This is a genomic window from Legionella quinlivanii, assembly GCF_003265995.1.
Classification (GTDB): Bacteria; Pseudomonadota; Gammaproteobacteria; order Legionellales; family Legionellaceae; genus Legionella_C; species Legionella_C quinlivanii_A.
Map to the genome: position 1 here is coordinate 314,796 of NZ_MVJN01000004.1, position 23,004 is coordinate 337,799.

The following is a 23,004-nucleotide window of genomic DNA, read 5'->3' on the forward strand; positions in this document are numbered from 1 at the left end:
GGCAGGCAAATGAATCCAGTGAAAGTCGCAGATTACAGAACCCTGGCTCAAAGCCGGCTTAAAGCGGATATCTTTGACTACATTGATGGCGGCGCCTGCGATGAAATCAGCAAATCCAATAATAGAAAGTCTCTGGATGAAATCAGCATACGCCCTTATTGTCTGCGCGATGTATCCAATATAGATATCTCAACGACGGTACTGGGTTCAAAGCTGGCCTTCCCTTTATTGATCGCTCCTATGGCTTTTCATCAGCTGGTTGAGGCGAAAGGCGAGCTTAGTACCAGCCTTGCGGCTAAGGCTTCGGGTATTAATCTGATAGTCAGCTGTATGTCTAATCGTTCTCTTGAGGACATTGCAGGCTCTGCTGGTAGCGAGCACCTGTGGTCGCAGTTGTATATTTTCAAAGACAGAGCCCTAACGCAGTCATTAATTAAACGGATAGAGAAAGCCGGTTATAAAGCCATTGTTCTGACGGTTGGAGTACCAGTTGGCGGGAAAAGAGAGCGTGATCTTCGTAATCAATTTTCTCTTTCAGATACACTGAGCATTGGTAATTTCAAAACGGTAGTTGATAAGCAAACGATTTATGATTTTACTGCCACCCACCTCGATCCCTCCTTAACCTGGAAAGATGTAGAATGGGTGCAATCGCAAACCAGACTGCCCGTTATTCTTAAAGGTATTCTCAATCCTTTAGACGCTGAAGAAGCCTGCCGACGCAACATTGCCGGAATTATTGTTTCCAATCATGGCGGCCGACAACTGGATACCGCCGAATCCCCGATAATCGCTTTGCCGGATATAGCAAGCACTGTGGCAGGTCGAGCTATGATTCTTATTGATGGTGCGATGGAACGCGGCACTGATCTTTTTAAAGCGCTGGCTCTTGGTGCAGATGCGGTACTGATTGGCAGACCGGTCCTTTGGGCATTGGCAGTTGGCGGTAAAAATGAGTTGGTGACGATGCTAAAGTTACTAGAGGATGAGTTTGCACTGGCAATGAAATTAACTGGATGCAGAACAATTGAGGAGATCAAAAATTATACTTCATTCTTGGGTCGGCCAGGATGAAAAAGAATAGCTCAAATGCCTATCAGGCGGGCCTGGATAAAAAAAATGAGGCTGTAATCAGTGCCCATTTTATGGATAAAATTAATCGTAATAGCGAATTAACATTATACAATTCAGAAATATTTTTTGAACGAGCCATTTATGTTTCCCCTGACTGGGTTTTTAAGGGCTTAATTCCCAGTCTGTTAAAAGCATCCCGACAGTTTGTTTCTGAAAGAGTTTCTGCTGCAAAAAAAAGAGCTATTCTCAACTTCAAAGAGTATGGTCTGAGTGCAGCCAGTGATATTGGAACAGCAGAGTTCATAGCCGAAGTAATGTTCGATCGCCAATTCCTTAAAGGACGAAAAAGCAATTATTCGCACCTGGATTTAGTCAGTGACATTAAAGAGCTGATTAGGAAAAACCAGATTATACGCATGGTCATTCCCGCCCTTCCTTATAAGTCGACTTCACCGCTAAAAAGCCGAGGTATATTTCCTGATTTATCGGAAGTCAATTTTCTGCTTGGCTTAGCCGAAATTGCCCAAACCATTGCTCGTATTTATGCTGAACATCCTTCAGCGCCCAAAATTCCAGCTAAATTTACGGTCATTTCAGACGGCAGCCGATTTAACCGCTTTCTAAATGAGCCGCTTGAGAATATTCATAACTATCAGCAGCAATTAAACTGGTGGATTAATCAATTAGAAATTGGAGAGTATGTTGAGATTGCTGACTATCAGCAAAGTATTGAAAACTCCTTGCCTAAAGCCCAGTATTTACAGAAAAATACTATCAGAAATCAGGTCGTTCAATTATACACTGAATTAATGCTCCCCATTCTGAACCCCTCTGCGATGACCCAGACGTTAAATGAGGCCATAGCCCGAGATCCTGATCCCGAAACGGATTACTCAGAAGGACGATTTGTACCTCTTTTCAAATCGCTGGTATATACCATTTCTTATCAGTGCTTACAGCATCATGCGTTGATAAACGGTATGGAGTATGATTCGCTTTATGCAGAAATTATTCGCCGCATTTTTGAACCTTATTCTTCTCTGGAAGCAGTAGATTCCAGTCTGCACACCCTGGAATATTTACGACAGAAAATGCTGGAGGAAGCCTGGCTGGCAGCTATGTATTATATTGCTGAAATCAGAAGCGACAGGGATTTAGCTGCTGATCCAGTCCTGACCTGTTTTCCTGATACAATCCGCTGGACTATTCATGCCAAGCGGGGTCAGTTAGCCTTGTTAACCACCGCAGGACAGGGCGATCCGGTTCAGCCATGGCACGGCAGTGCTGTATGTCAACTGACCACCACCAATAAGATTAAATTCTATACCCATCCGGTTCTCTTACTGGAAGGAAAGGGAGCAACTCCCATCCTGGTTGACGATCCGCAAAACCTGTTTGGATTAAAAAACCAGCCTTTGTTTTATGTTGGATCAGATATTCATTTCAAGGACAGCGACGATCTTTTACGTCAGATCGAGAGTCTGTTAACGAGAAAACGAAAATTGTGACTCGCAGCATTGTGTGGTAACAAGGCTGGACTTTCGCATAATTATTTATCTATGCCCCTCGGCCGAGGCACGTAGGGAGTAAGGGCTCACCTACAATAACTCCTCAACTTATATTAAATTCATCCTCGATTAGGCAAAGAAATAAATCTCTCCTTACTTCAGTTTTAAAAATCGGCGCAGTTTTCCTGAGGACAAATATTCAAATTCAGTAACTTCCGCAAAGGTAATTTCAGGGTTTTTCAGGCCTGCCTGTTTTAAAGAATTGCCTATAGATTGAGATATCTGCTGTTGATTAATCAGACCTGTTGTCATCACCCGGATATGGGCCCCTTTTTCAGTTTGCACCACCTGATATTCCTGTATATTTTTTTCAAGTAACAGCGGCGTCACAAAGGCTAAGTGATGTACAAACACATTTTCGGAGTAGGTAAAATCATATTCAGGACGCCCCTCTGGCTCTGCAATCAACTGATGATTGACTCCGCAAACACAGGTTTTATCTAAAAATAGCAATTGATCAAAAAATTCATAGCGTATGAGCGGCAAGGTATAAAAATACAAATTAGTTAAATACATTTTCTGAGGAATTACCCCCAGGGGAACAGGCTTATCTTGTGCATCAACGGGTTCCAGAATACACCCGTCATCATTCAGATGCATTTCACGGCTATTAACTCCGCAGTTAATCCCTGCCAAACCTTCAGAGCAGCCGTAAGCATTATTAATTCTGGCATTAGGCCATGCTTTTTCAATTAACTGGCGGATGGGCATGAATAAAGGTTCACCAGAAAGCGAGACTAGCACGGGGTCAATTTTTAAGCGGCTCACATAAGGTTCATGGCATATTCTTGCAATAGTGGTAGGTGTTCCCAGTAAATAATCCGGTTGAATTTTATTTAGTTCGCTAACGATTTGATCGGTTGGCTGGGTAATTGAAATGAGAAACTGTTCAATATGATCATGCTGAAAAGTCTTTATCAGAGAATACATGGCGTAGACGGTGTTTGGTATCAGGATCATTGCCACTTTTAATTTTGTAGCGCCCTGGTTTGCCCGATGCGGAATTGGCTGGCGCGGAGCATAACGTACGCTGTGCAAATAGTAGGTATTCCATTCGTCCCAATTATAGACATAAATTGCTCTTTTACCACTGGAGCCGCTGGTAGCCAGAACATGATACTCATCCAGTAAATATAAGATCTCGCCATCGTCTTTCATCTTATGAATATGCTCTTCAACCATCCCTAGTGACAATCGCGTATCAGTCACTATTTCATCCCAGTTTTCCATCAAGGTTTTTTTATCCATAACAGGTATTTCTGGGAGCTGCTCTTCAGTGAACAGCTCAAGATTAATAGAAGCTAATTGTTTTTGATACCAGGGCGAATGCGTTTTGGCATATTGCAGAAGTTTTCTTAACTGATAATTGCGATACTCGCCTATTCTTTGTTTAGACCAGCTTAAGGCCTCATAAGAGCGCGCAAACTGGCCTAGCATGTCTTCTGTCTGTTTGACTCTTAATTCTTTTGTAGTAGGCATTTTATAAGCACTTAGGCATTATTTGCGCGCAACAATGATCGAATAATACAGAACATCTGTTTTATTTGTTGTGGGCAAAACGACAGTAAATCCAATTTTCTCGAGCATCCGGTAATAGTCTGCCGCAGCTTTCATGACATGGGGGGAGAAATCATCATGGAACATGTAGCGATATTCTGCAGACAGGCAAAGATCATTATTATTTTCTTTAAATGTCTCACAAATTGCCACTAAACCATTTTTAGGCAATGCCTGATAAGCCATTCGCAGTAGTTTTCTGTTTACCCCTTCATCCCAGTCATATAAAACCCGGGAAAAAAGAAGCAGGTCAAAACCGGTTGGAAATGCATCATCCGCAATAAAATCACCTTCCACTACGCTTATCTTCTGACTTAATCCCTGGGCCTCAATATTTTCTCGAGCCAACACCGCTGACTTGGGTAAATTATATACTGCTATTTTTAAATGAGGGTGAGCATTCACCAGTTGACAGGCCAATGATCCATCGCCGCCGCCAATATCAAGCACGCTTTTCACTTTTGTAAAATCGATAGATTCCAGAAAACGTTCGGCTGGCCGGCGTATGGTATTTCTCATCCAGTCTTCCAGCCACTGAACTTCGCCATCGGTTTTGGGCGGCCAGGAGACACTGATTTTAACCTTCCCATAGCGCAATACATCACTCAAATTTTCCTCAGCGGCGACCTGCCAGGTGTTAAAAAAGAACTTCATCCCCCACCATTTATCGCTATTGATTATTTGAATAAATTCTTCAGGCAGTCGGTAGGCCACTCGATAGTCTCTGGACTTCGCTTTTATTAAAAAATGCTCACTGCTTAAAAGATGCAGCCATTTTTTGGCACGAATCGGCATTAATCCCAGCTTTTCAATAATCTCAGTTTCTAAAACGTATTCCCTGCCTTCAAATAAATCAAAGAGATTCAGGTTGAACATTGCTTCAACCAGTTTGAGGCGTGCGCCATCTGCGATGAGAGAAAAATAGTTTTTATAAAAATCAGCATTTGGCTGCGCCTTTTTGGGCCCATAGGATACCGGCTGCTCACTGAGAACCGAATCATCCGTCAGTTTTTTTAATTTGGTATTTAGCCAGGATTTTATCATTTTCATACACTAATTTTAGAACAGAGAACAAAGCAGGACTCTGATTTAATGGGATTCATCATTGTTTTTTTATTATGAAGACTTTGTTACTTCAGAGCAATGGAATTGAAGCATCTTATAAGAGTTTACGTTTGGAATTTGTTTGAAAAGGAAATAATTATTTTCCAATTTAGCTATTAATAATATTTAACCATTAAGTATATAATTTACGCATTAAACTAGTAGCTCATAGGTGTGTAATGCAAAGTAAACATGAACTCAATCCCTACTTCCTGGCGTATTACGTTAAGCAAAAGATAACCATTCTGGCCAATCATTATTTTGAAGATGAGCAAAGGCGCAATAAATGTATCGAGCGTTGGTGTGGGAAGCTTGAACTATTGAAAGAAGCAATTGAAAGAGAATCCCTTCATACTGATTTAACAATAGAGGAGATTACTGAAGCCCAGACAGAAAAATTTATGCGGGAAGTCGAGGAAGGAATAAAAACCAATTTAAACAGAAACAAAACAGGCGGTCTGGATGTCCAGTCGCCAAGGCATACTGAGGCTGACAAAAAAGTCCCGAATTTAAGTATCGGAAGATTAAGGAAATCCTCTAACACTCAAATTGGGTCTAAAAGAACCCTCGTTTCTTCCACTGAAGGGGTCTTGGGGAACACAGAAAAACCCCTTAGCTCGAATGAATTGCCATTAGGCATGAGCAATCATCAGTTTGCCATACTTTGCAATTACCTGGTAACTAATTTTGATAAAGGTCATTTCGTAGATAAAGTAACGGACTATGAGCCGCCCGAGTATCTATGCTTCAAAGGAAGTAGTGTGACCGGTCTTTCCTATGCAAATGAAAAGGCAGCCAAAGCTTTTGGACCTCATAGCGATTATGATTGTATTCTGGTTTGGAAACATGGCATTGACGCGATGATCAATTTGGCTTTAACCACTAGCAACTTGCCAAAAAATTTAAAACTGGATGATGCTTCGGGTCTTCGTTTTCTTAACCTGCATAGCGATGATCGACTTACACATGAAAAATACAATGTCAGTAAAAGACGAATTTTTCCTAACGGCATACCGCATCTACTCTGTTGCGAGGATTTGCAGTCAAAAATGCACACCCCCCATCCTTTAAATTTCGTAGTTCTAAGGAGTCTTGAAGATATTGCATTATCGAATGATATCGTAGAAACAAACAGAGCTCTCGATAGCCAGGAAAAGAAGAAAATGTATGGGAAATTAAAACACTATGTGTTTGAAGAAAGAGAGGTATCGGAAGCGGTCAGGGAGCAATTATTCTTTCATAAGGCGAAAGCTGACAGCAACCCTGGGCAAGTATTAGTGTTTAGCTGGCGATTAATCAAACTCTATCATGCCTTATACCAGCGAGGGCAATTTGAAACTCAGAAATATAATGCCGGCTTTTTTTCTGAGACAAAAAGGAATAGAAGAGAAGCACCGGAACCTATTAACATTCTTCAGGAAAGGGATAATCAGTTTCAGTGGATAGATGAAATAAACAATTCAAATACTGCAGGGCCTGAAGCTAAATAGACGGACTAATGGACTTACTTATGAGGAATGGATTCCCGCCTTCGCGGAATGACAAAACTCCGTGAGGCGGGTAGTATGCTTTAATAAGATACAGCAGAGATTCATTCATCTTTAAAATGTAACACTATACATCTTCACATCTGGCGGGGGTAAAATGACCGATGCTACCTTAAGAGTCATATTTCCAAAGGTTCTTGACACGCCTTCATCGTTAGCTATAGACACCGTACTTTCAGCCAGTGAATTAGCGCCGAAGAATGACAAGCGCGTTTGAAAAGGTGATGGATTGGATTTAGTTTTTTTATTCTGATTAAATCGGGTATCTAAAACTTCAGCCGCCTCAACTTCACCAATGGTTCTTTTTACAGAAGATGGCTTCTCAAAATCATTTACTTTTTCCTTAAGATGGTTCCTTGAACTTACATCCTGCTCGCTGAGCCTATATTTTTGCATATATTCTGATAATGACAAGGCACGATCAGTTGCAAATATAGTATTTATATCACCATGTTCAGGTAAATTGTTTAAAGCAGATATATTTTTTGATTTCGCTATCGATTCAACATAATTAACATTTAAAACACTTCGATTTTCCGCTTTGATATGTTGTACGAACTTATCGTACTCCTTTGTTATCCTGCAAAATAGCTGTCGAACCAAAGTACTTAATTGGCTACGAACACCCCTGCAACCTTTTGAATCACCTAAAGGAGAAAACACCTCATTTGCTATTTTAATTTCACAATAAGCTGCACCAGAAGATATAGATAATGCTTCAGGAGAAAATTTTGCCTTGAAAAATAGAATCTGCAATACACGAGGAAAAAAATCTTTAAAACGTACGGATGTTTCCCCATTGTTAGCCATTGATAAAAAAACCTGAATGAAATCTTCAGCCGTGGTCTGTTCAATTATTCGTTTTGCCGTTGTAAAGTCTTTATTTGAAATAAGTAGTTTCATACTAATGCTCTTTATATAAAAAAGAGCAAATTGTACTATTTTATTTCAATCAAGAAAAGGTTATTATTTCTTTTGACCCTCTAGCCCAATATTAGTGATTGAGGCTGTTGATAATGACTCCGCAGCCGGGGGCACAATTTTATGAATGGCGGTTCCAAGTTCTTGCTTAAGTTTATTTAGATCCAGATTCGCTCCCTGGGCAAACGAATTGTTAATTTTGCTGGCAATAATTTCCAGGTCAGGATTGGTTTTCACTGTTGCCTACGTTTGGATGCTGACATCCTTGAATATAAATTCTAATGACGTCATCTTTAAACGCATTCATCGGTTCCTGAGATTTTAAAATCATGTGCGCCGTTGTCTCCTGTACCGGCAAAAAAGAATACAACTTTGATCATAATTTCTCAGAAATAATATTCTTGTATTATTAAAGATAGACTAATAAAATTAGAGAGGCGGAAAACGCAGCTGTTTTCAGGCCCATTTTTTAAATTGAAAAACGCCCCGATCCCTCATTTTAAATCAAAATAATAGGTGATCAGCTTTAGCTAGTGTTACGCTAATCAACAAAGAACGTATGGCTTTAGACAGAGAAAAGCAGTATAAGTAAGGGGCTAAACTCACCCAATATGCAACAAAAAAGGTATAGTTGATGGACAGAACGTCTAATGATCCCCTGCATGGCATTACTCTGGAAGCGATCTTGAATAGGTTGTTAATTTGTTATGGCTGGGAAGGCCTGGCCGCAAAAATCAAAATTAATTGTTTTCATTCCAACCCCAGCATCAATTCAAGCCTTAAATTCCTGCGCAAAACACCATGGGCAAGAACTGCAGTTGAAACTCTTTATCGCGATTTCTTAAAAAGCAAAAATTGCGATAACTCGTCATTATTGGAGTAAAAATAATATGAAGTATGTTCTCATTAATAAAGAGCCCGTTGAACTCTTTAAAATTCTTAAGTTTGAAGGTATCGCCGCTAGTGGATCAGAAGCTAAAGACCTGATAGCTGCTGGCAATGTATTGGTTAACGGCATGATAGAAAAACAGAAAAGAAAAAAAATGCTTGCAGGAGATACGATCGAACTGAATGGTGAGATTTTTCGATTAAAATTGGAAGCAAATCATGAGCAGGATTAGCAATCACCTGTTACACGTAATAGGGACTATCTATTGATGCATTCTTTCCGCTGACTAATCGCCTCTTCAGCGCGGGTTTTTAATTCTGTCACTGCTTGTTGCAACGCAGAGTTTCCGTCAAGACTGCCTGATAAGTAATTGCCAATAAACTGGTGAAATTTTCATAATCAGCTTTCGTCAGCACTACCCCATGCTCTCTGAATTTTTTTTCAACCGTTTCATAAGGGAATTGAATCGGGATTGATGCCTGTCTGGATGCAAGCAGTAGCTCGTCAATACGCATGTATGACTCCAAAAAGTCCATAATTTTTTATAGCTTACATACTGAGGCTTGTCCATTGCATAGTGCTGCGGATTGTCCGCAGTACTCATCAATGGATATACCAGGGCTCATTCCGCATAAGTGTACAAAGTCTCCAGCATTCTTTCAGGATGGCTGAGGATGATTTTCTTTATGCCTAAGGAAGCTGCTTTTTCTGCGATCCGCTGACTTATCACCAGGCAAGGCTTTTGTTGTAGCCAGGGGTGTGCATCCATACCAAGCATTTTGAATAGATTATGCATGGACTGCTCGCTTGTCAGCAATATGATGTCAACTAAATCATCATGCCATAAAGCCTTCATAAATTGCTCATCTATTTGTGGCATCACTCGTCGATATACGGGCACACTGAATAAATTCGCCCCTTTTTGCACGAGGCTTTCTTCAATCAGGGTCCTGCCTTCCTCGCCCTTAAACAATAGTACGGTCTGATCTTTCAAGGCTTGTAATGACTTAATCGCCAGTAAATGCTCACTGTCCGGAACAGTTGGAACCGCGTTTACCTGTATATTGAATTCTTTTAAAGTTTTGGCTGTGCCATGGCCAACGGCTATTACATTAATATCAGATGGCCAGTGCAGTTGTTTTACCCTCAGGTGCTGCATACTGATATGGGCGGCATTTGGGCTGACAAAAATAGCATGCTGTACTTGCTCCAAAGCAGGTAATGAGCTGAGCCAACCCGTTTCACAAGGTTCAATTTCCAGGGTGGGGCATTCAACAGCAATACCGCCTGCTGCTTCAATCTCTTTGCTTAGGGTTTGCGCCTGCTTTCGGGGTCGGGTATTTAAAATGCGTAAGCCCTGTAATGATTGTTTCATGAGATTGCCGTATCGAGTTGATGTAATTGCCTTAGGGGTAACCGGAACAGGCATGGTTTTGAGTATAGTTTGTTATTTTAACGATATCCATAAGGCTGATAATTCCTCCTGCAAAGAAAATTGAAATGAGAACGATTATCATTAACATGATGAAAACAAAAATAAACAGACTGTCTTTTTTTTGCCTAAGCAAGCAATCTCTTCTATATTTCACAAAAGGCGACTAATTTTAGATATGAAAGAATAGTTAAAGATAGATACTAAGCGGGATTCAAGCTAAGGACCAGTATGAAAGGTATTTATTGTTTGAGCATGTCACATCGATTTATGAATGTTGAAGTCAGAAGTCGATATGGTGTTGTATTTCAGGATTTGGAGTCACGAGTTAAAGAGTTAAAATGTGCTGAAATTGTGAAGGAAGGCTTGATTATTTCTACCTGTAATCGCCTTGAAATAATATTTTTAGGAAGCGATCTTGATGCAGTGATAGCGTGGATAGCTTTTAAATGCCGCACTAGTCACGATGAGGTTAGGGCAAGTTTTAAAGTGATGCAAAGCATGGAAGCGTTAAAGCATATTTACAGGGTGATATCTGGTTTGGATTCTAAAATATTTGGTGAAACGAATATTGTCGGTCAAGTTAAGAAATCTCTGGAAATTGCCACCACCCACCAACTAGCGGGTAAAACACTGAATTTTATCTACCAGAACGTGTATAAGGCTTCGAAGAAAATCCACAACAGTTTGGCACTACCTGTAAATTCCCTGGCAAATTGCTTTGAAAAAGCGTTTGAAAAACATTTCCCGGATCCAAGACAAAAAATCTTTGTCACCTTCGGTTCTGGCAAATTGAGTACAGAAATCGTGAAGAAAATTCTAAAGCACGAGCCCAAAAAACTCTATATTGTCTCCAGAAACCCCGGCAGGGTTTGCGGCTTTTTGCGGGACGCAGCCCATCATATTGGTATCATCGATGAAATTGTCGAAAATTTTCCTCATGTTGATGCCTGTTTTACAGCGACTAATGTGAGCGAGACAATTATTAATTCTTCCCATTTAGATATGTTTGACAAAGATAAAAATATTTTCATTTCTGACTCATCCTTGCCTCCCGCAGTGTGTTCAACGGTTAGAAAATATGAAAATATTACCTATTATGATATTGATGACCTGGCTGCCCTTTCAGAACAAAAATGTAACCTTTTGAGTAAAGCAATAGAAATAGAGCTTGATCTGTTCATTGAAACATCGATCTTTCAACTCTGTAAAGAATTAGATACAAACTTCATGCAAAAAGTAATTCAAATGGAAAGAGCCCATTTAAAAGAATATATTGAACATATTCAAACCTTTTTACCAAAAGACAGCGATGATAAAAAGTTATCGATAGTTATAAAAGATCTCTCTGGTGTATTACTCCACATGGGCACATTACTGTTAAAAGAGTCTTGCAAAAACCATGATTCGACCATGCTTCAGGAAGTGCATTCACTCATTGACAAGCACGACAGGATTATTAGGAACACGATACAGTAAGGGCAATAATGTTCCCTCAAATGAATCAGGATTGTTTTGCATATTCAGCATTTATATTTTCGCGTTCCGTTTTAAGGAGAGAATTCAAGCGAAGCCATAACAGCAGAGACGCTACAATAAAACCACTACTAAATCCAATGCAGAGCCCAATAACTCCACCGTTCAAGACAAAGCCAGTCAGATAGGAACAGAGGTTTGAAATAAACCATAAACAAGAGAGACCAATTTTCATCGGATAAGCCGATTGCCCCAAGCCCCTTAATACCCCGGAAAAAAGACTGCGTAAACCATCAAAGTAGAGAATAAACCAGCGTATAGCGGTAATGGTGAGTGTTAAATGTAGCAAATAATAATTTTTCACTAAATTAACATCGAAATATAATGAAATAAGAGGCTTATAAGCAATGGCAAATAACACGCCCAACCCAACAAAAAGCATGGAATGCAATTTAACAGCAGCGAGACAATCGTTTTTGATAGTTTGAACCTGATTTTCCTGATAATTAATACTGGTGAATACTGAAAGAGTTTGTGAGAGCCCCAGGAAAATCATAATCAGTAAGAGTCCGAACTGAATTGATACCTGGGAAGCAGCCAGAGCATCTGTGCCCAAATAGCCTATCATCATCGTATTGACGAATATTGCCGCTAGTTCTCCACCAAATTGAACGCCAATGGGAACACCCAGTTTGTAAAAAGGGATGAGAGAATCCAGGTTTAATTGGTTAAAGTGTTTAAATAACTTTAACCGCTTAAAATCGGGGCTCACCATGAAATAAGCATACATTGACAAACAAACGATGCTTTGCGCATAAAAAGCGGCAGCAGGAATGCCAGCAATTCCCAGTTTGGGAAGCCCCATATGCCCTAAAATTAATCCATAGGATAAAATACTAACCAGCAGCAGTCGAAGCAAAGAGAAATAAAAACTTACTTTTGGTTTTTTAAGGCCAATACAAAACTGTGAGTTCACCATTCCGAGATTAATGGAAAAAATGGCAAGTGCGGCATAATGAAAATACGGTACAGTCAGTTGGGTCAGTTTCCCTGGCTGGCCAGCCAGTTCCAACAGGTTGCTGCCAAACCACATAATGACCGCAATCGGCAGGCTAAATAGAATAATAGCGACAATCGATGACTGAAAGACTCTGGCATGAGATGAATCCTGGCCACTCTCGGCTTTTGCTACTTCCATGCCGATAAGTATAGAGGTTGCATAAGTACAGGTACTGGTGATAGTTAGTAGAACAATATACAGCGATGTTGAAATATTGACTGCCGCTATTTCTTTTATTCCCAATTTGGCTACTAAAATAACCCCGATAATGTTTCCCAGAATATTAACAAGATTATTGGCACTGACCGGGAGGGAAAAAAGAGCAATTTTTTTTATTCTATGATCCATAAGTATCTGCGGTAAAAGGTAATTATATTAGCAAACCCGCAGACCAAAATCAGAACTTAGCCATTAAAAATGGTGTTTGCCATGAATTCAATAATCCAGGATTCTTTATTTTCCGGGGTGTGCTTACCTCTTTTTCCATGAGACCTGGTCAGAGCCGTTTTTTTGCGGCCCTTATGAGAGTCAGTATTATCCATTTTCTGGTTTCTCGAAAATCCGCTGCTCATAAATACCTCGTAGATAAAGATGGCATTATTTCATCCACTTGCTTTACTTAAGTATAGAATTGATTTTCTAGAACGGCCGGGTGACAACCAGAATAACGATCAAAATTAAAAATAGAGTCGGTATTTCATTAAAAATTCTGAAAAAACGGGTAGATTGTTTATTTTTATCGTCACGGAACCGTTTTAAATAAATTCCGCAATGAATATGATATCCCCACAAAAGGATAACCAAAAACAGTTTGAGCCACATCCAGACGGCGCTTGAATAGTATTGCCAGTTCATTGAAATTAAACCAATGCCCAGAATAGTGGTCACAATTGCAGCAGGATAAGTGATTGCATAAAACAGCCGGTATTCCATCACCTTGAAGCGCTCGATACTCACTTTATCGCGGGCCTCATTGTGATAGATAAACAACCTGGGCAAGTAGAATAATCCAGCAAACCAGGCGACCATGGCAATGATATGAAAAGCTTTGAGCCACAAAAATAACATCTTTAATCCCTCTTCTTGATAAAATACCCATGATTCAAAATTTATAAAGTCTTAAACACTTCATCTGCCGCATTCAGGGTTTTGACAATCTCTTCTTCCCCGTGACAACAGGATACAAATCCTGCTTCATACATAGAAGGTGCAAGATAAACGCCTGATTCCAACATACCATGATAAAATGTTTTAAATCGTGATTCATTGCTTTTCTGTACCTGCTTGAAATTACGGACTTCAGGTTCTTCGGTAAAGAAGACCCCAAACATTCCTCCCTCATAGTCAGCAATCAGAGGAATGTTTCTGGCTTGAGCCCGCTCAATCAAGCCATTTACCAGTGCCTTTGTGCGTTCAGCGAGTGACTGGTATACCTGCTCATCAAGCTGCATCAGGGTAGCCAATCCTGCCGCCATAGCGACCGGTGACCCCGATAGTGTTCCCGCCTGATAGACTGGACCGAGCGGAGCCAGATAATCCATAATCTCTTTCCTGCCGCCCAGGGCACCTACGGGCATTCCTCCACCAATCACTTTTCCGAGCGTCGTCAAATCTGGTTCAATAGCATAAAGCGACTGGGCACCTCCCCGAGCCACTCGAAAGCCGCTCATGACTTCATCAAAAATTAACAAAGCCTGATTTTTATTACAAAGCTCTCTTAATTGCAGCAGGAATTCTTTATCTGCCCGGACAAATCCCATATTTCCAGCGATGGGCTCGATGATGACTGCTGCAATATCATCTTTATACTGCCCAAAGTAAGCTTCAACCTCTTCTATACTGTTATATTCTGCCACCAGGGTATGTTCTGTTACACTTTTGGGTATGCCTGGTGTAGATGGAATACCCAAGGTCAGCATCCCTGAGCCAGCCTTGGCTAATAGTCCATCACTATGACCATGGTAACAACCATTAAATTTAATAATTTTGTCTTTACTGGTATAGCCACGAGCGAGCCGAACAGCCGTCATGGCGGCTTCTGTGCCTGAGTTTAGCATGCGAATTTTTTCAATCGAAGGCATCATCTCGATTATCTGCTGTGCCAGTTCAGTCTCACTGATCGAAGGCGCCCCAAAACTGAAAGCTTTTTGGGCTGCCTGTATGACTGCATCAATAACTTGTTCGTTACCATGGCCCAGGATCATTGGTCCCCATGAGCCAATGTAATCGATGTAACGCTGATCATCGACATCGGTTAGATAAGCCCCTTTTGCGTCCTTAAAAAAAACAGGATGCCCGCCCACTCCTTTAAATGCCCTGACAGGAGAATTAACACCACCTGGAATCAGTGCAGAAGACTTTTGAAACTCTATCTCAGATTGTTTATGCATAAGGCCTGCCATAGCTCCAAACAAAATGCGAATGCCAGGAATATCATTGCCAGGCTTTTCAAAAATTAGGAACGTACTCTCCTGCCTGACTCTTTCACTCATCAATGATGTCTTTTGGCTTCCATTTCTTCGAATAAATCGATGTGCATTTGAAAAAAATCATCGCTAATTTGCAATAGCTTTTGCTCTTCTTCTTTAGATAGACTGAGGTTATTCACTTCTTCCCCGAGACTTCTAGCCTGTCTTGATGCGCTTTTATAAAACCTGGCGCTAAGAGGATACTCCTCGCCAAATGCTTTCTGGTTTAAACGGCCCAGTGCCTGCCCACCATAACAATCGGCTAAACTTCTAACTGCCAGATAAGTGAGTAAATGCATGGGGTCGGCCTGCTCTACAGCCCTGGCCATAGCCTTGGTTGCTGGAAATGTGTAATTTATAGGCAATAAATTGTGCTGCTCCTCATCAGAGACATAGTTAATCATTTCGGAAATATCTTGCTCAACCAAACAGGACCGATTAAGCCAGGGCTCCTTACAAAAAATATCCAGATAATTGACTGTGCCCTGTTTAGTCAGCTCTTCCAATCGGGTTTCCATGGCTTTATAAAGTGGAATGTACTGAATAAACAAATTAACTATATCGGTTTTCTCTGGTAAATCATCTTCTTTTTTAAATAACATCCTGAGCATAAACGGCGTATTCGATGCTAACTCATGCTTTGGATTAATGTGTAAGCGATTTACGAGACTATCAGCTGCCATCATAATGTATCTCCTTATTCCCTATTGTTCCTTAACAGCTCTTTCTGAATTGGAATTAATCTTTATGTTAATACTAGACCATAAACGTCTTTTTGAGAGAGCTATGGTTGACTTTGTTGTTTTACATAAAATATTCTCAGCTAGTATTTAAAAATCAATTGCTTAAGTTTAATTAATTCTACGTAACACCGAGGTACGTCATCCTGAGGGTAGCGAAGGATCTCAACTGCTTGGAACTGAGCCAGATTCAGGAGATCCTTCACTGCGTTCAGGATGACGTTGAGACGATTTGAATTGAATTAAAATCGAACTTATCCAAAACCTGGCGAGTTATAATTCTACAATCTCTCATTTGATTCGCATTCATCTGGATTTTTAACCAAATTTCCGTACATAATTTAGTTTTTTTCAACAAGCTAAGATAGGATGGCCCATGAAGAAAGGGGTATTACTGACAAATTTAGGCACTCCCGCATCCGATAGCATCTCCGATGTCAGGCGTTATTTGCGAGAATTTCTTCACGATAAACGCGTTATTGACCTGCCTGTCGTTTTAAGAACCATTTTAGTGGAGTGCTTCATCCTCCCTTTTCGGCCCAAAAAATCAGCGCACGCCTATCAATCCATATGGGGAGAGGATGGATCTCCCTTGTTGCGCATTAGTGAGAGGATCGCCCAGAAATTACAGCAAAAACTGGGCGAAGACTATGTTGTTTCCTTAGGTATGCGTTATGGGAGCCCTAGTCTTAAAACAGCATTAGATCCTTTAAAAGACTTGCGGGAAATAACAATTATCCCATTATTTCCTGAATACTCTTCTGCGGCAACAGGCAGTGCGATTGAAGCCGCCCTCGATCACATCATGTCCTGGCAGATTATACCGGAGCTGACCGTTATCAGGGATTTTTATCAGTACAATGAATTTATTGAAGCCTACGCGGATCAAATCCGGAAAACCCCGGCAAGCTATTATCTATTTAGCTATCACGGTCTGCCTGAGCGCCAGCTGATTAAGGGCGGTTGCACGGAAATCTGTAACCCCGTCTGCAAGCCTGTTAATAAAGAGAATCATTTCTGTTATCGCGCTCAATGCTATGAAACAACCCGATTGATTACAGAAAAACTGGGGCTTAACGAATCCCAGTATACGCAAAGCTTTCAATCCCGTCTTGGTAAAACGCCCTGGATTAGACCTTACACCGATGAAATGCTAACCAGGCTTGCCAGTGATGGCATTACTGATCTAGCTATTGTTTGTCCTTCGTTTGTTGCAGATTGTCTGGAAACCCTGGAGGAAATCGGAATACAAGCGCAAAGGCAATGGCATCAACTAACTGGGCAGCAGTTGAAAGTAATCCCCTGTATTAACGATCATGACCAATTCATCGATTTACTGGTGAATCTTTCCAGGTAATATTGGGCATGTTCAAATTAAAGAGAAACCACCTTGAAAACCAGCGTTTTCCTGGCGGTTTCGGCAAAAGGAAAATATCATCCTCGCATTTTAGGACAGGATGCATTTTGCAGGCTATCAGTCCTTTCCACTGCCTGGTGGAAGAATGAATATCGATCAGGCTTAATTATTTTAGTGGATTGACTGTACGAGGGTAGTAGTCTTTCCAGAATTGCTGGTGCATAGGGTCCCAAGACATCTCTAGCCATTTTTTTGGGACAACCCAGCATATTATTTGCAATGCTTTGATTAAGCAATCGTTCTCTTAAATTATCAATTAAACAGGCACCAGTAATTGTGCCTAATTGTTTAGGCAGCATTACTACATAATCAAGGCAGGGTTTATCCTTCCCTTTTTCTTTATATAGCGCATCAAAATACTGCCCTTCTATCAAATCCTCTTTAGGTCCCTCAGCGACTGCAATGAGTACCTGTGTTTTATTAAAAGACAAATTCCAGCGAGAAATAATTTGATGCATTCCAGTCAATTGAAGTTCCGCTGCCTGCTTTAGATACCCTTCATTTACAGGACTGATTTCCTTTGCATATCGGGTCTGTAAGCAAGCTATCTCATGCAGACATGGAGACAATCGGGCCTTATTGGCAACCAATATCAATTGCTCAATTGCTGCCTGATGAGGTTTAATGTAGTAGGGATCCCCGGAGCTGAGCTCAGTCAGTAATTCAACTAAATTCAATAAGTCAAGCTCATCTTGACCTGTCCTGATATGATGAGTACATATCGATCGAAGAACACAGTCTAATATCACTGAATTATGGGACAGTGATTTCAAGATATTATAGGTTGGTTTTAGTGCTTCAGTCTCAGCAGAGTCCTGAATATGCAAACTATGATCATTTCGTTTACCCCATAATTCCAAAAGGCCATTGTGATAAGTGATAACGTGATCAATATTAGTCAAGGGTTGAGAAAGGGATGTACGTCTGTGGTAATCCAGGAAGTTTTTTCCCATTTTACGAGTGGTGGATAAGATGGATTCGCCAGTTGCTTTAGAATGAATGGAGAGATTTAAATTTTTGGGTTTAGCGCTTAAAAAGATACCCCCGACATTGAGTAGACAAACCAAGATTTAATTGAATGAGCTTATTTATTTCAGAGAGTGAACGCATGGTAATCTCCTGTGGATTTGAATTGACATCAATTGTCACACTACCATAAAAAAATACCTTATGCAAAAATATAAACCACATTAAATATATCTTAGCCATTATCCGCAGATGAGTCCCTCCGCTATACCCATCATTATTTCCGATGATCTTGTACACTGTCTCGAAGATCAATTGATCACTGAATTTTTTTAAAAGAGGTGGAACTCACAAAGACAATAACTATGAACATGGATTCTATCAGTGCTCTTAAATTTTACGATGCATGCCGCCGGCGCATAGTTTTTGGATTGAAAGGAGCTTTAATAGATCCAGAATTTTTAAGCCTCTCAATCCTTCAAATTAATCGCTTCAAAAATTGAAGCCAGGTAAAGAGTATCAAATATCAAAATACCGTAATCCAATAGCACTCCGAACCTCTTCAAGCGTTTCTTCTGCTACTTTTTTAGCTGCGGCAGTCCCAGAAATTATAAGCAATATCATGATAAATTGATCAATTTGACCAATTGTTGAGCAATACTGTATAATGCATTCTTACGTTATGTCAGCCGAACGTAAATGGATTGCCTGTATAAGAAACTTTGCTGTGGTATCCACAGAGCAATTTGGGGGGTAGAAAACAAGTTTACAGAGAGCTTCTTTGTCAATTTTCTCGTAGGGAGGGATTAAATATGTTTGAAATACAATTCACTGATAATTACGAAAAAGAAATTCACATAAAAGGAGATACAAATCTTGTAAGGCAGTTATACAACATTCTTGATAAAGAGACACCGATATTTGGCTATACTGAAAGTTGTCGTTCCAACCCGCCTAATATCAGGGAACACGCCGAATTTGATATTGGTTTATGGAACCTAAAGGGGCCCGTTGGCCGCTCTTCCGTAGCCCAATTATTTTTGAATTTCATTGAAACTAACAAAATTAAAATAGATAAACGCACCAGCTATATACTTCATTTCTGGATCTTTGAATTAGAAATGATAAACCAGGGAAAAAGCTACCGTTCAAAATATCCCGTAACGAGCCGAGAGCTTATCTCCCCAAAGCAACTTAATCTGGTCCTGGATAAATGCGAAGAAAATGATAATGAGCCTTCATTCCAGGATTTATTCAATTTGTTTGAAAATTCCAAACGTATGGAACAGGTTGGAAAAACAGGCCAGCCCCTTTCCCCTTATGAATGGGAAACCGCCTCCTTTGCAGCCTCTAAGGAAGCTCGGGCAAAATATAATAGAACATCATATGCGCAAGAACAGGGAGGCAATTTGTTTTTTAAACGACCTGTTGCTGGCAATCCTTCTTTACCTAAAGCAATATTTCCGATGGATTCTGAAACGCTAAATGATTTTAATTAGCAGTAAGTACCTGATATCAAAGCCTGGTTATTAGGATAATTCAGGCTTTGATTAGTGTAAAAGGATTTTCTTAATACCCAACTTGAACAACGCAGATTTCCGATTTCCAAATTGGAAATTCTAGTATAACCGTTTCTATGGACAAGACTTGATAAACTCTTTGGAAGGCCTGTGGTCAAGTAATACGTTTATAACTATTAGGGTAGATCAAAATTGACAAAAATCCTCTTGAGTAGTTTAATATTATTAATATAGTTAAACTATAAGTATATTTATGTCATCAAAAATAAACTGGCTTCTGAATAATATTGCCTCAGGTGAAATCTTGCTCCAATCTTGGTTATCAAGCCATGGAATTACCCCACAGTTAGCAAGAAAATACTGTCAAAGCCAATGGTTGGTAAAATTGGGAGCAGGTGTTTATTATCGTGCAGGGCGTAAACCTGGATGGCAAAATGCAGTTTATTGTCTTCAGAATCAGAGTCGGTACATGATCCATCTTGCAGGTTTAACAAGTTTGGCGCAGCAGGGCAAATCGCATTACCTACAGTTTGCAGCAAATTCCATTTGGATAAACGTTCAAGCAAAAACGATTTTGCCAAAGTGGTTTAAGAATTTTCCAGAATTAGTTGTTTCGGATAAACTAATACCAAATTGGGAAATCATTAAAACATCCAAGTTAGATACTCAAGATGATAATGACTTAACTACTGTAGAAGTAGATGGAATTAAGTTAAAAGCAAGCAATCAAGAGTTAGCTGCATTCGAGGTCCTGGAGGCTGTACCTTCTACTTTGTCATTTGAGCATGCAGCAGAACTTTTTCAAGGATTAGTAAACTTAAGTCCAAGAAAAGTAGAACATATTTTAAAAAGAAGTGGATCTATTCAAACGAACCGACTTTTTTTATTTTTTGGTCATTTCTATAAGCATCCATGGGCCGGACGGGTAAATGAGTCTTTAATTAATCTTGGTGCAGGTAAGCGTCAAATAGTCTCTGATGGAAAATTAGAAAAACAATATCAAATCACTGTTCCAGAACAATTTATAAGTAGCGATTAAAATATGAATAAACAGTCACCATATTATAAGCAGGTTTTGTTGCTCATTCGTTTAATTCCTCTCGTCGAAAAGGAAGCTTGTTTTGCTTTAAAGGGAGGTACTGCTATTAATTTATTTGTGCGAGATTTCCCGAGGTTATCTGTGGATATAGATCTAGCGTATTTACCTCTAGAGCCACGTGAGATTGCTTTAGCCAATGTGCGTAATGCATTAGCGGCTATTGCGGCAAATATTAATAAAATTCCAGATTTGAATGCAGTTTTGCAAGATAACAAACCAGATGAAATGCGAATTATTGTTGAAGATCATTCTTCTTTAAATAGAGGGACCCAAATCAAGATAGAAGTTTCACCTGTTGCGCGTGGAACTCTTTTGCCGCCCGTTGAGCTTGATGTTGTTGCTTCGGTGGAAAATGAGTTTGGTTTTGCGTCAATGAAAGTGGTTTCTTTGCCTGATCTCTATGGTGGTAAATTATGTGCTGCTTTAGATCGCCAGCATCCTAGAGATCTTTTTGATGTTAAGGTTTTGTTAGAAAATCAAAAGATTGACCGAGAGCTTTTTAATGGGTTTCTTACTTATCTTTTAAGTCACAAAAGGCCTATTTCAGAAATATTGAATCCACGATGGAAAGATATAACTCAAGTTTTTGAACGTGAATTTAAAGGAATGACTGCTGAACCAGTTACCCTGGAAGAGCTAACAGCAATACCAGGAGAAATGATTCAGGGTCTTAAAGATAATTTTACTCAGCAGGATTATGATTTTTTAGTCTCTTTTAAAAGGGGCGAGCCTGAGTGGTCTTTTGCATGTAGCGATCAGATTCAATATCTCCCAACAGTACAATGGAAGCTTTTAAATATTCGCAAAATGCCCAAACAAAAACTCATGGATTCTGTCAGCTTGCTACAAAAAACGATGGAACATTGGCTTAATTAGTATTATTTGGTTTATATTTTAATGTACAATTAAACTATAGGTGTAAGTATATTAACAAATGTAAACTAATTACATTTTTAAAGTTATTATGTAGGTTTTGGTCACAGTAACTTGGTTTTTTGGTCACAAACTAGAGCTAAGTGCTTGATTTTAAATGGCGCGCTCGGAGGGACTCGAACCCCCGACACCTTGGTTCGAAGCCTTATGCTCAGTTTTTATAACAATTAATAATCAACAACTTACGATGCATCAATATCGTTTAGAACTGCCTAAAACTGTCTAAAACAGTATGGAACGGTGAAAACTACGGCATGTTTTCGTCACTGTTTAATTTCAGGCTTAAGCCAAAACTCGTCACTTAAAGCATCACGGTGAAATCCCAAGAAACCTGCGTCAATTTTATGCTCATCAATAATGCTCAAGAACCGCTGCATCCAATTGCTAGTTGGATTTATTTTTTTCATCCAATGCCAAATAATAACTATTTGATAGCATAAGCTACTTTGGGGATCGATCGTTGTCAGGTTTTCATTGTATAAAGAAAATTCAAATGAATTTAAAATATCACTTGGCCATTTAGAGGGAGCCTTCTTGGGTAATTTTGGCTTTGATCCAAAGACCCTATTCCAAATACGGTTATGATGAGCGCATAAATTCCGTAAATCCGATATACTCCGGCTCCAAGAGAAAAGAATGTCATTTTTCACATCTAAATATGCAGCAATATTATTCGCTATATTTGAATCTTTAATCCCTCTAAGAAGAAAAGTCATTTCCTTAAATGTTAATAGTTGCATAACCATCCAGAATGGCGGTAATTGAGGCGTGGTATATTTTCTTTTGTAATGCTCAATAAAGACCTCCCTAGAAGCCTCCATCTCACTTTCAATTTTCGAGAGCAACCATTGATGGTTATAATTTTGATGAAAATTATTCTTATCAAGGTAACCGTGAGGGCCTATCAACATTACTGTATTATCAATTAGCTGCGCTCTGAGAGAGATTTCTAAACGTTCAATAGCATCAAGTAAAAGAAGCCTTAACTTTCTATCAAATATGTATAGATTCAAAACATTATCAAAATTAACATTTTCCACAAATAGATGATTTTGATTATTTCTTCGAAATGGGAGCATGTAAGCTGATAAGCGATAATAACCGATATTTAATAGATATCGTTTAGCTCTCTCTACGTTAGCAACTATAAGCCCTCTTTCTGTTAACTTAGTTACTAGTTGATCGATTGAGAGCGCGGGCTTATCAAAAAGCAATTTATGATCCTAAATAAGC

23 protein-coding genes are annotated in these 23,004 nt (G+C 39.6%); 10 read left to right on the forward strand and 13 right to left on the reverse strand.

Annotated features, from left to right (window positions below):
• Positions 1-9: 9 nt before the first annotated feature.
• Both B1207_RS06785 and B1207_RS06790 read left to right on the forward strand, forming a co-directional pair.
• Positions 10-1,074 carry an alpha-hydroxy acid oxidase gene (locus tag B1207_RS06785; protein WP_112219241.1) on the forward strand — a complete coding sequence of 355 codons (1,065 nt, stop codon included), beginning with the start codon at positions 10-12 and terminating at the stop codon, positions 1,072-1,074.
• Positions 1,071-2,582: an L-tyrosine/L-tryptophan isonitrile synthase family protein gene (locus B1207_RS06790; RefSeq protein WP_112219242.1), complete on the forward strand. Its 1,512-nt coding sequence runs from the start codon at positions 1,071-1,073 to the stop codon at positions 2,580-2,582. Before B1207_RS06785 ends, B1207_RS06790 begins: the two co-directional genes overlap by 4 nt.
• Positions 2,583-2,735: 153 nt before the next feature.
• Here the strand turns inward: B1207_RS06790 and B1207_RS06795 are convergent, their stop codons facing one another.
• Entirely contained in the window at positions 2,736-4,121 is a 1,386-nt protein-coding gene (locus B1207_RS06795) for a phenylacetate--CoA ligase family protein (RefSeq protein WP_112219243.1), read from the reverse strand.
• Between the two features lie 18 nt (positions 4,122-4,139).
• Positions 4,140-5,249: a methyltransferase gene (locus B1207_RS06800; protein ID WP_172458177.1), complete on the reverse strand. Its 1,110-nt coding sequence runs from the start codon at positions 5,247-5,249 to the stop codon at positions 4,140-4,142.
• Positions 5,250-5,482: 233 nt separating this feature from the next.
• Between B1207_RS06800 and B1207_RS06805 the strand changes: the two genes are divergently transcribed.
• Complete coding sequence (locus B1207_RS06805; RefSeq protein WP_112219244.1) at positions 5,483-6,793, forward strand: hypothetical protein; 1,311 nt, start codon at positions 5,483-5,485, stop codon at positions 6,791-6,793.
• Between the two features lie 111 nt (positions 6,794-6,904).
• On the opposite strand, the gene B1207_RS06810 is transcribed toward B1207_RS06805, so the two are convergent.
• Together B1207_RS06810 and B1207_RS06815 are read right to left on the reverse strand one after the other, a co-directional pair.
• Complete coding sequence (locus tag B1207_RS06810; RefSeq protein ID WP_112219245.1) at positions 6,905-7,753, reverse strand: hypothetical protein; 849 nt, start codon at positions 7,751-7,753, stop codon at positions 6,905-6,907.
• A 63-nt stretch (positions 7,754-7,816) separates the two neighbouring features.
• On the reverse strand, positions 7,817-8,008 hold the full coding sequence (locus B1207_RS06815; RefSeq protein WP_112219246.1) for a hypothetical protein: 192 nt from the start codon (positions 8,006-8,008) through the stop codon (positions 7,817-7,819).
• A 397-nt stretch (positions 8,009-8,405) separates the two neighbouring features.
• Between B1207_RS06815 and B1207_RS06820 the strand changes: the two genes are divergently transcribed.
• Positions 8,406-8,654 carry a VF530 family DNA-binding protein gene (locus tag B1207_RS06820; protein ID WP_112219247.1) on the forward strand — a complete coding sequence of 83 codons (249 nt, stop codon included), beginning with the start codon at positions 8,406-8,408 and terminating at the stop codon, positions 8,652-8,654.
• 7 nt (positions 8,655-8,661) lie between these two features.
• Entirely contained in the window at positions 8,662-8,892 is a 231-nt protein-coding gene (locus tag B1207_RS06825; protein WP_112219248.1) for an RNA-binding S4 domain-containing protein, read from the forward strand.
• 88 nt (positions 8,893-8,980) lie between these two features.
• Here the strand turns inward: B1207_RS06825 and B1207_RS06830 are convergent, their stop codons facing one another.
• Both B1207_RS06830 and B1207_RS06835 read right to left on the reverse strand, forming a co-directional pair.
• Positions 8,981-9,175, reverse strand: coding sequence for a hypothetical protein (locus B1207_RS06830; protein WP_112219249.1), 195 nt, complete (start codon positions 9,173-9,175; stop codon positions 8,981-8,983).
• A gap of 107 nt (positions 9,176-9,282) precedes the next feature.
• The gene (locus B1207_RS06835; RefSeq protein ID WP_112219250.1) at positions 9,283-10,035 is read right to left on the reverse strand and encodes a uroporphyrinogen-III synthase; all 753 of its coding nucleotides are present in this window, start codon (positions 10,033-10,035) and stop codon (positions 9,283-9,285) included.
• 288 nt (positions 10,036-10,323) lie between these two features.
• Between B1207_RS06835 and B1207_RS06840 the strand changes: the two genes are divergently transcribed.
• The gene (locus tag B1207_RS06840) at positions 10,324-11,571 is read left to right on the forward strand and encodes a hypothetical protein (RefSeq protein ID WP_112219251.1); all 1,248 of its coding nucleotides are present in this window, start codon (positions 10,324-10,326) and stop codon (positions 11,569-11,571) included.
• Positions 11,572-11,596: 25 nt separating this feature from the next.
• Here the strand turns inward: B1207_RS06840 and B1207_RS06845 are convergent, their stop codons facing one another.
• The 5 genes from B1207_RS06845 to B1207_RS06860 all read right to left on the reverse strand — a co-directional run bounded on the left by B1207_RS06845 (position 11,597) and on the right by B1207_RS06860 (position 15,782).
• On the reverse strand, positions 11,597-12,976 hold the full coding sequence (locus B1207_RS06845) for an MATE family efflux transporter (RefSeq protein ID WP_112219252.1): 1,380 nt from the start codon (positions 12,974-12,976) through the stop codon (positions 11,597-11,599).
• Positions 12,977-13,032: 56 nt separating this feature from the next.
• Positions 13,033-13,200 (reverse strand): hypothetical protein, encoded by a 168-nt coding sequence (locus B1207_RS15955; RefSeq protein ID WP_172458179.1) that lies wholly within the window; start codon positions 13,198-13,200, stop codon positions 13,033-13,035.
• Between the two features lie 67 nt (positions 13,201-13,267).
• On the reverse strand, positions 13,268-13,696 hold the full coding sequence (gene hemJ / locus B1207_RS06850) for a protoporphyrinogen oxidase HemJ (RefSeq protein ID WP_112219253.1): 429 nt from the start codon (positions 13,694-13,696) through the stop codon (positions 13,268-13,270).
• A gap of 41 nt (positions 13,697-13,737) precedes the next feature.
• Positions 13,738-15,018 carry a glutamate-1-semialdehyde 2,1-aminomutase gene (hemL, locus tag B1207_RS06855; RefSeq protein WP_112219280.1) on the reverse strand — a complete coding sequence of 427 codons (1,281 nt, stop codon included), beginning with the start codon at positions 15,016-15,018 and terminating at the stop codon, positions 13,738-13,740.
• Between the two features lie 101 nt (positions 15,019-15,119).
• On the reverse strand, positions 15,120-15,782 hold the full coding sequence (locus B1207_RS06860; protein WP_112219254.1) for a biliverdin-producing heme oxygenase: 663 nt from the start codon (positions 15,780-15,782) through the stop codon (positions 15,120-15,122).
• A gap of 430 nt (positions 15,783-16,212) precedes the next feature.
• Between B1207_RS06860 and hemH the strand changes: the two genes are divergently transcribed.
• Positions 16,213-17,193 (forward strand): ferrochelatase, encoded by a 981-nt coding sequence (gene hemH, locus B1207_RS06865; protein ID WP_112219255.1) that lies wholly within the window; start codon positions 16,213-16,215, stop codon positions 17,191-17,193.
• A 77-nt stretch (positions 17,194-17,270) separates the two neighbouring features.
• Here hemH and B1207_RS06870 read toward each other — a convergent pair whose 3' ends face one another.
• Positions 17,271-18,320, reverse strand: a complete 1,050-nt coding sequence (locus B1207_RS06870; protein ID WP_146740036.1) for a hypothetical protein — start codon at positions 18,318-18,320, stop codon at positions 17,271-17,273.
• Positions 18,321-19,031: 711 nt separating this feature from the next.
• On the opposite strand from B1207_RS06870, the gene B1207_RS06875 reads away from it, so the two are divergent.
• The 3 genes from B1207_RS06875 to B1207_RS06885 all read left to right on the forward strand — a co-directional run bounded on the left by B1207_RS06875 (position 19,032) and on the right by B1207_RS06885 (position 21,714).
• The gene (locus tag B1207_RS06875; RefSeq protein WP_112219257.1) at positions 19,032-19,718 is read left to right on the forward strand and encodes a hypothetical protein; all 687 of its coding nucleotides are present in this window, start codon (positions 19,032-19,034) and stop codon (positions 19,716-19,718) included.
• A gap of 274 nt (positions 19,719-19,992) precedes the next feature.
• Positions 19,993-20,778 (forward strand): type IV toxin-antitoxin system AbiEi family antitoxin, encoded by a 786-nt coding sequence (locus B1207_RS06880; RefSeq protein ID WP_112219258.1) that lies wholly within the window; start codon positions 19,993-19,995, stop codon positions 20,776-20,778.
• A 3-nt stretch (positions 20,779-20,781) separates the two neighbouring features.
• The gene (locus B1207_RS06885) at positions 20,782-21,714 is read left to right on the forward strand and encodes a nucleotidyl transferase AbiEii/AbiGii toxin family protein (RefSeq protein WP_112219259.1); all 933 of its coding nucleotides are present in this window, start codon (positions 20,782-20,784) and stop codon (positions 21,712-21,714) included.
• A gap of 320 nt (positions 21,715-22,034) precedes the next feature.
• On the opposite strand, the gene B1207_RS06890 is transcribed toward B1207_RS06885, so the two are convergent.
• The gene (locus B1207_RS06890) at positions 22,035-22,985 is read right to left on the reverse strand and encodes an Abi family protein (protein ID WP_112219260.1); all 951 of its coding nucleotides are present in this window, start codon (positions 22,983-22,985) and stop codon (positions 22,035-22,037) included.
• Positions 22,986-23,004: the final 19 nt, after the last annotated feature.

What these genes read in the sequence shown, in the direction of transcription:
- B1207_RS06800 (WP_172458177.1), bottom strand. Translation starts at nt 5,249, where the DNA reads ATGAAAATGATAAAATCCTGGCTAAATACCAAATTAAAAAAACTGACG.
- hemL (WP_112219280.1), bottom strand. Translation starts at nt 15,018, where the DNA reads ATGCATAAACAATCTGAGATAGAGTTTCAAAAGTCTTCTGCACTGATT.
- B1207_RS06860 (WP_112219254.1), bottom strand. Translation starts at nt 15,782, where the DNA reads ATGATGGCAGCTGATAGTCTCGTAAATCGCTTACACATTAATCCAAAG.
- B1207_RS06790 (WP_112219242.1), top strand. Translation starts at nt 1,071, where the DNA reads ATGAAAAAGAATAGCTCAAATGCCTATCAGGCGGGCCTGGATAAAAAA.
- B1207_RS06825 (WP_112219248.1), top strand. Translation starts at nt 8,662, where the DNA reads ATGAAGTATGTTCTCATTAATAAAGAGCCCGTTGAACTCTTTAAAATT.
- B1207_RS06840 (WP_112219251.1), top strand. Translation starts at nt 10,324, where the DNA reads ATGAAAGGTATTTATTGTTTGAGCATGTCACATCGATTTATGAATGTT.
- B1207_RS06845 (WP_112219252.1), bottom strand. Translation starts at nt 12,976, where the DNA reads ATGGATCATAGAATAAAAAAAATTGCTCTTTTTTCCCTCCCGGTCAGT.
- B1207_RS06885 (WP_112219259.1), top strand. Translation starts at nt 20,782, where the DNA reads ATGAATAAACAGTCACCATATTATAAGCAGGTTTTGTTGCTCATTCGT.
- B1207_RS06810 (WP_112219245.1), bottom strand. Translation starts at nt 7,753, where the DNA reads ATGAAACTACTTATTTCAAATAAAGACTTTACAACGGCAAAACGAATA.
- B1207_RS15955 (WP_172458179.1), bottom strand. Translation starts at nt 13,200, where the DNA reads ATGAGCAGCGGATTTTCGAGAAACCAGAAAATGGATAATACTGACTCT.
- hemH (WP_112219255.1), top strand. Translation starts at nt 16,213, where the DNA reads ATGAAGAAAGGGGTATTACTGACAAATTTAGGCACTCCCGCATCCGAT.
- B1207_RS06805 (WP_112219244.1), top strand. Translation starts at nt 5,483, where the DNA reads ATGCAAAGTAAACATGAACTCAATCCCTACTTCCTGGCGTATTACGTT.
- B1207_RS06835 (WP_112219250.1), bottom strand. Translation starts at nt 10,035, where the DNA reads ATGAAACAATCATTACAGGGCTTACGCATTTTAAATACCCGACCCCGA.
- B1207_RS06880 (WP_112219258.1), top strand. Translation starts at nt 19,993, where the DNA reads ATGTCATCAAAAATAAACTGGCTTCTGAATAATATTGCCTCAGGTGAA.
- B1207_RS06785 (WP_112219241.1), top strand. Translation starts at nt 10, where the DNA reads ATGAATCCAGTGAAAGTCGCAGATTACAGAACCCTGGCTCAAAGCCGG.
- hemJ (WP_112219253.1), bottom strand. Translation starts at nt 13,696, where the DNA reads ATGTTATTTTTGTGGCTCAAAGCTTTTCATATCATTGCCATGGTCGCC.
- B1207_RS06830 (WP_112219249.1), bottom strand. Translation starts at nt 9,175, where the DNA reads ATGCGTATTGACGAGCTACTGCTTGCATCCAGACAGGCATCAATCCCG.
- B1207_RS06875 (WP_112219257.1), top strand. Translation starts at nt 19,032, where the DNA reads ATGTTTGAAATACAATTCACTGATAATTACGAAAAAGAAATTCACATA.
- B1207_RS06795 (WP_112219243.1), bottom strand. Translation starts at nt 4,121, where the DNA reads ATGCCTACTACAAAAGAATTAAGAGTCAAACAGACAGAAGACATGCTA.
- B1207_RS06820 (WP_112219247.1), top strand. Translation starts at nt 8,406, where the DNA reads ATGGACAGAACGTCTAATGATCCCCTGCATGGCATTACTCTGGAAGCG.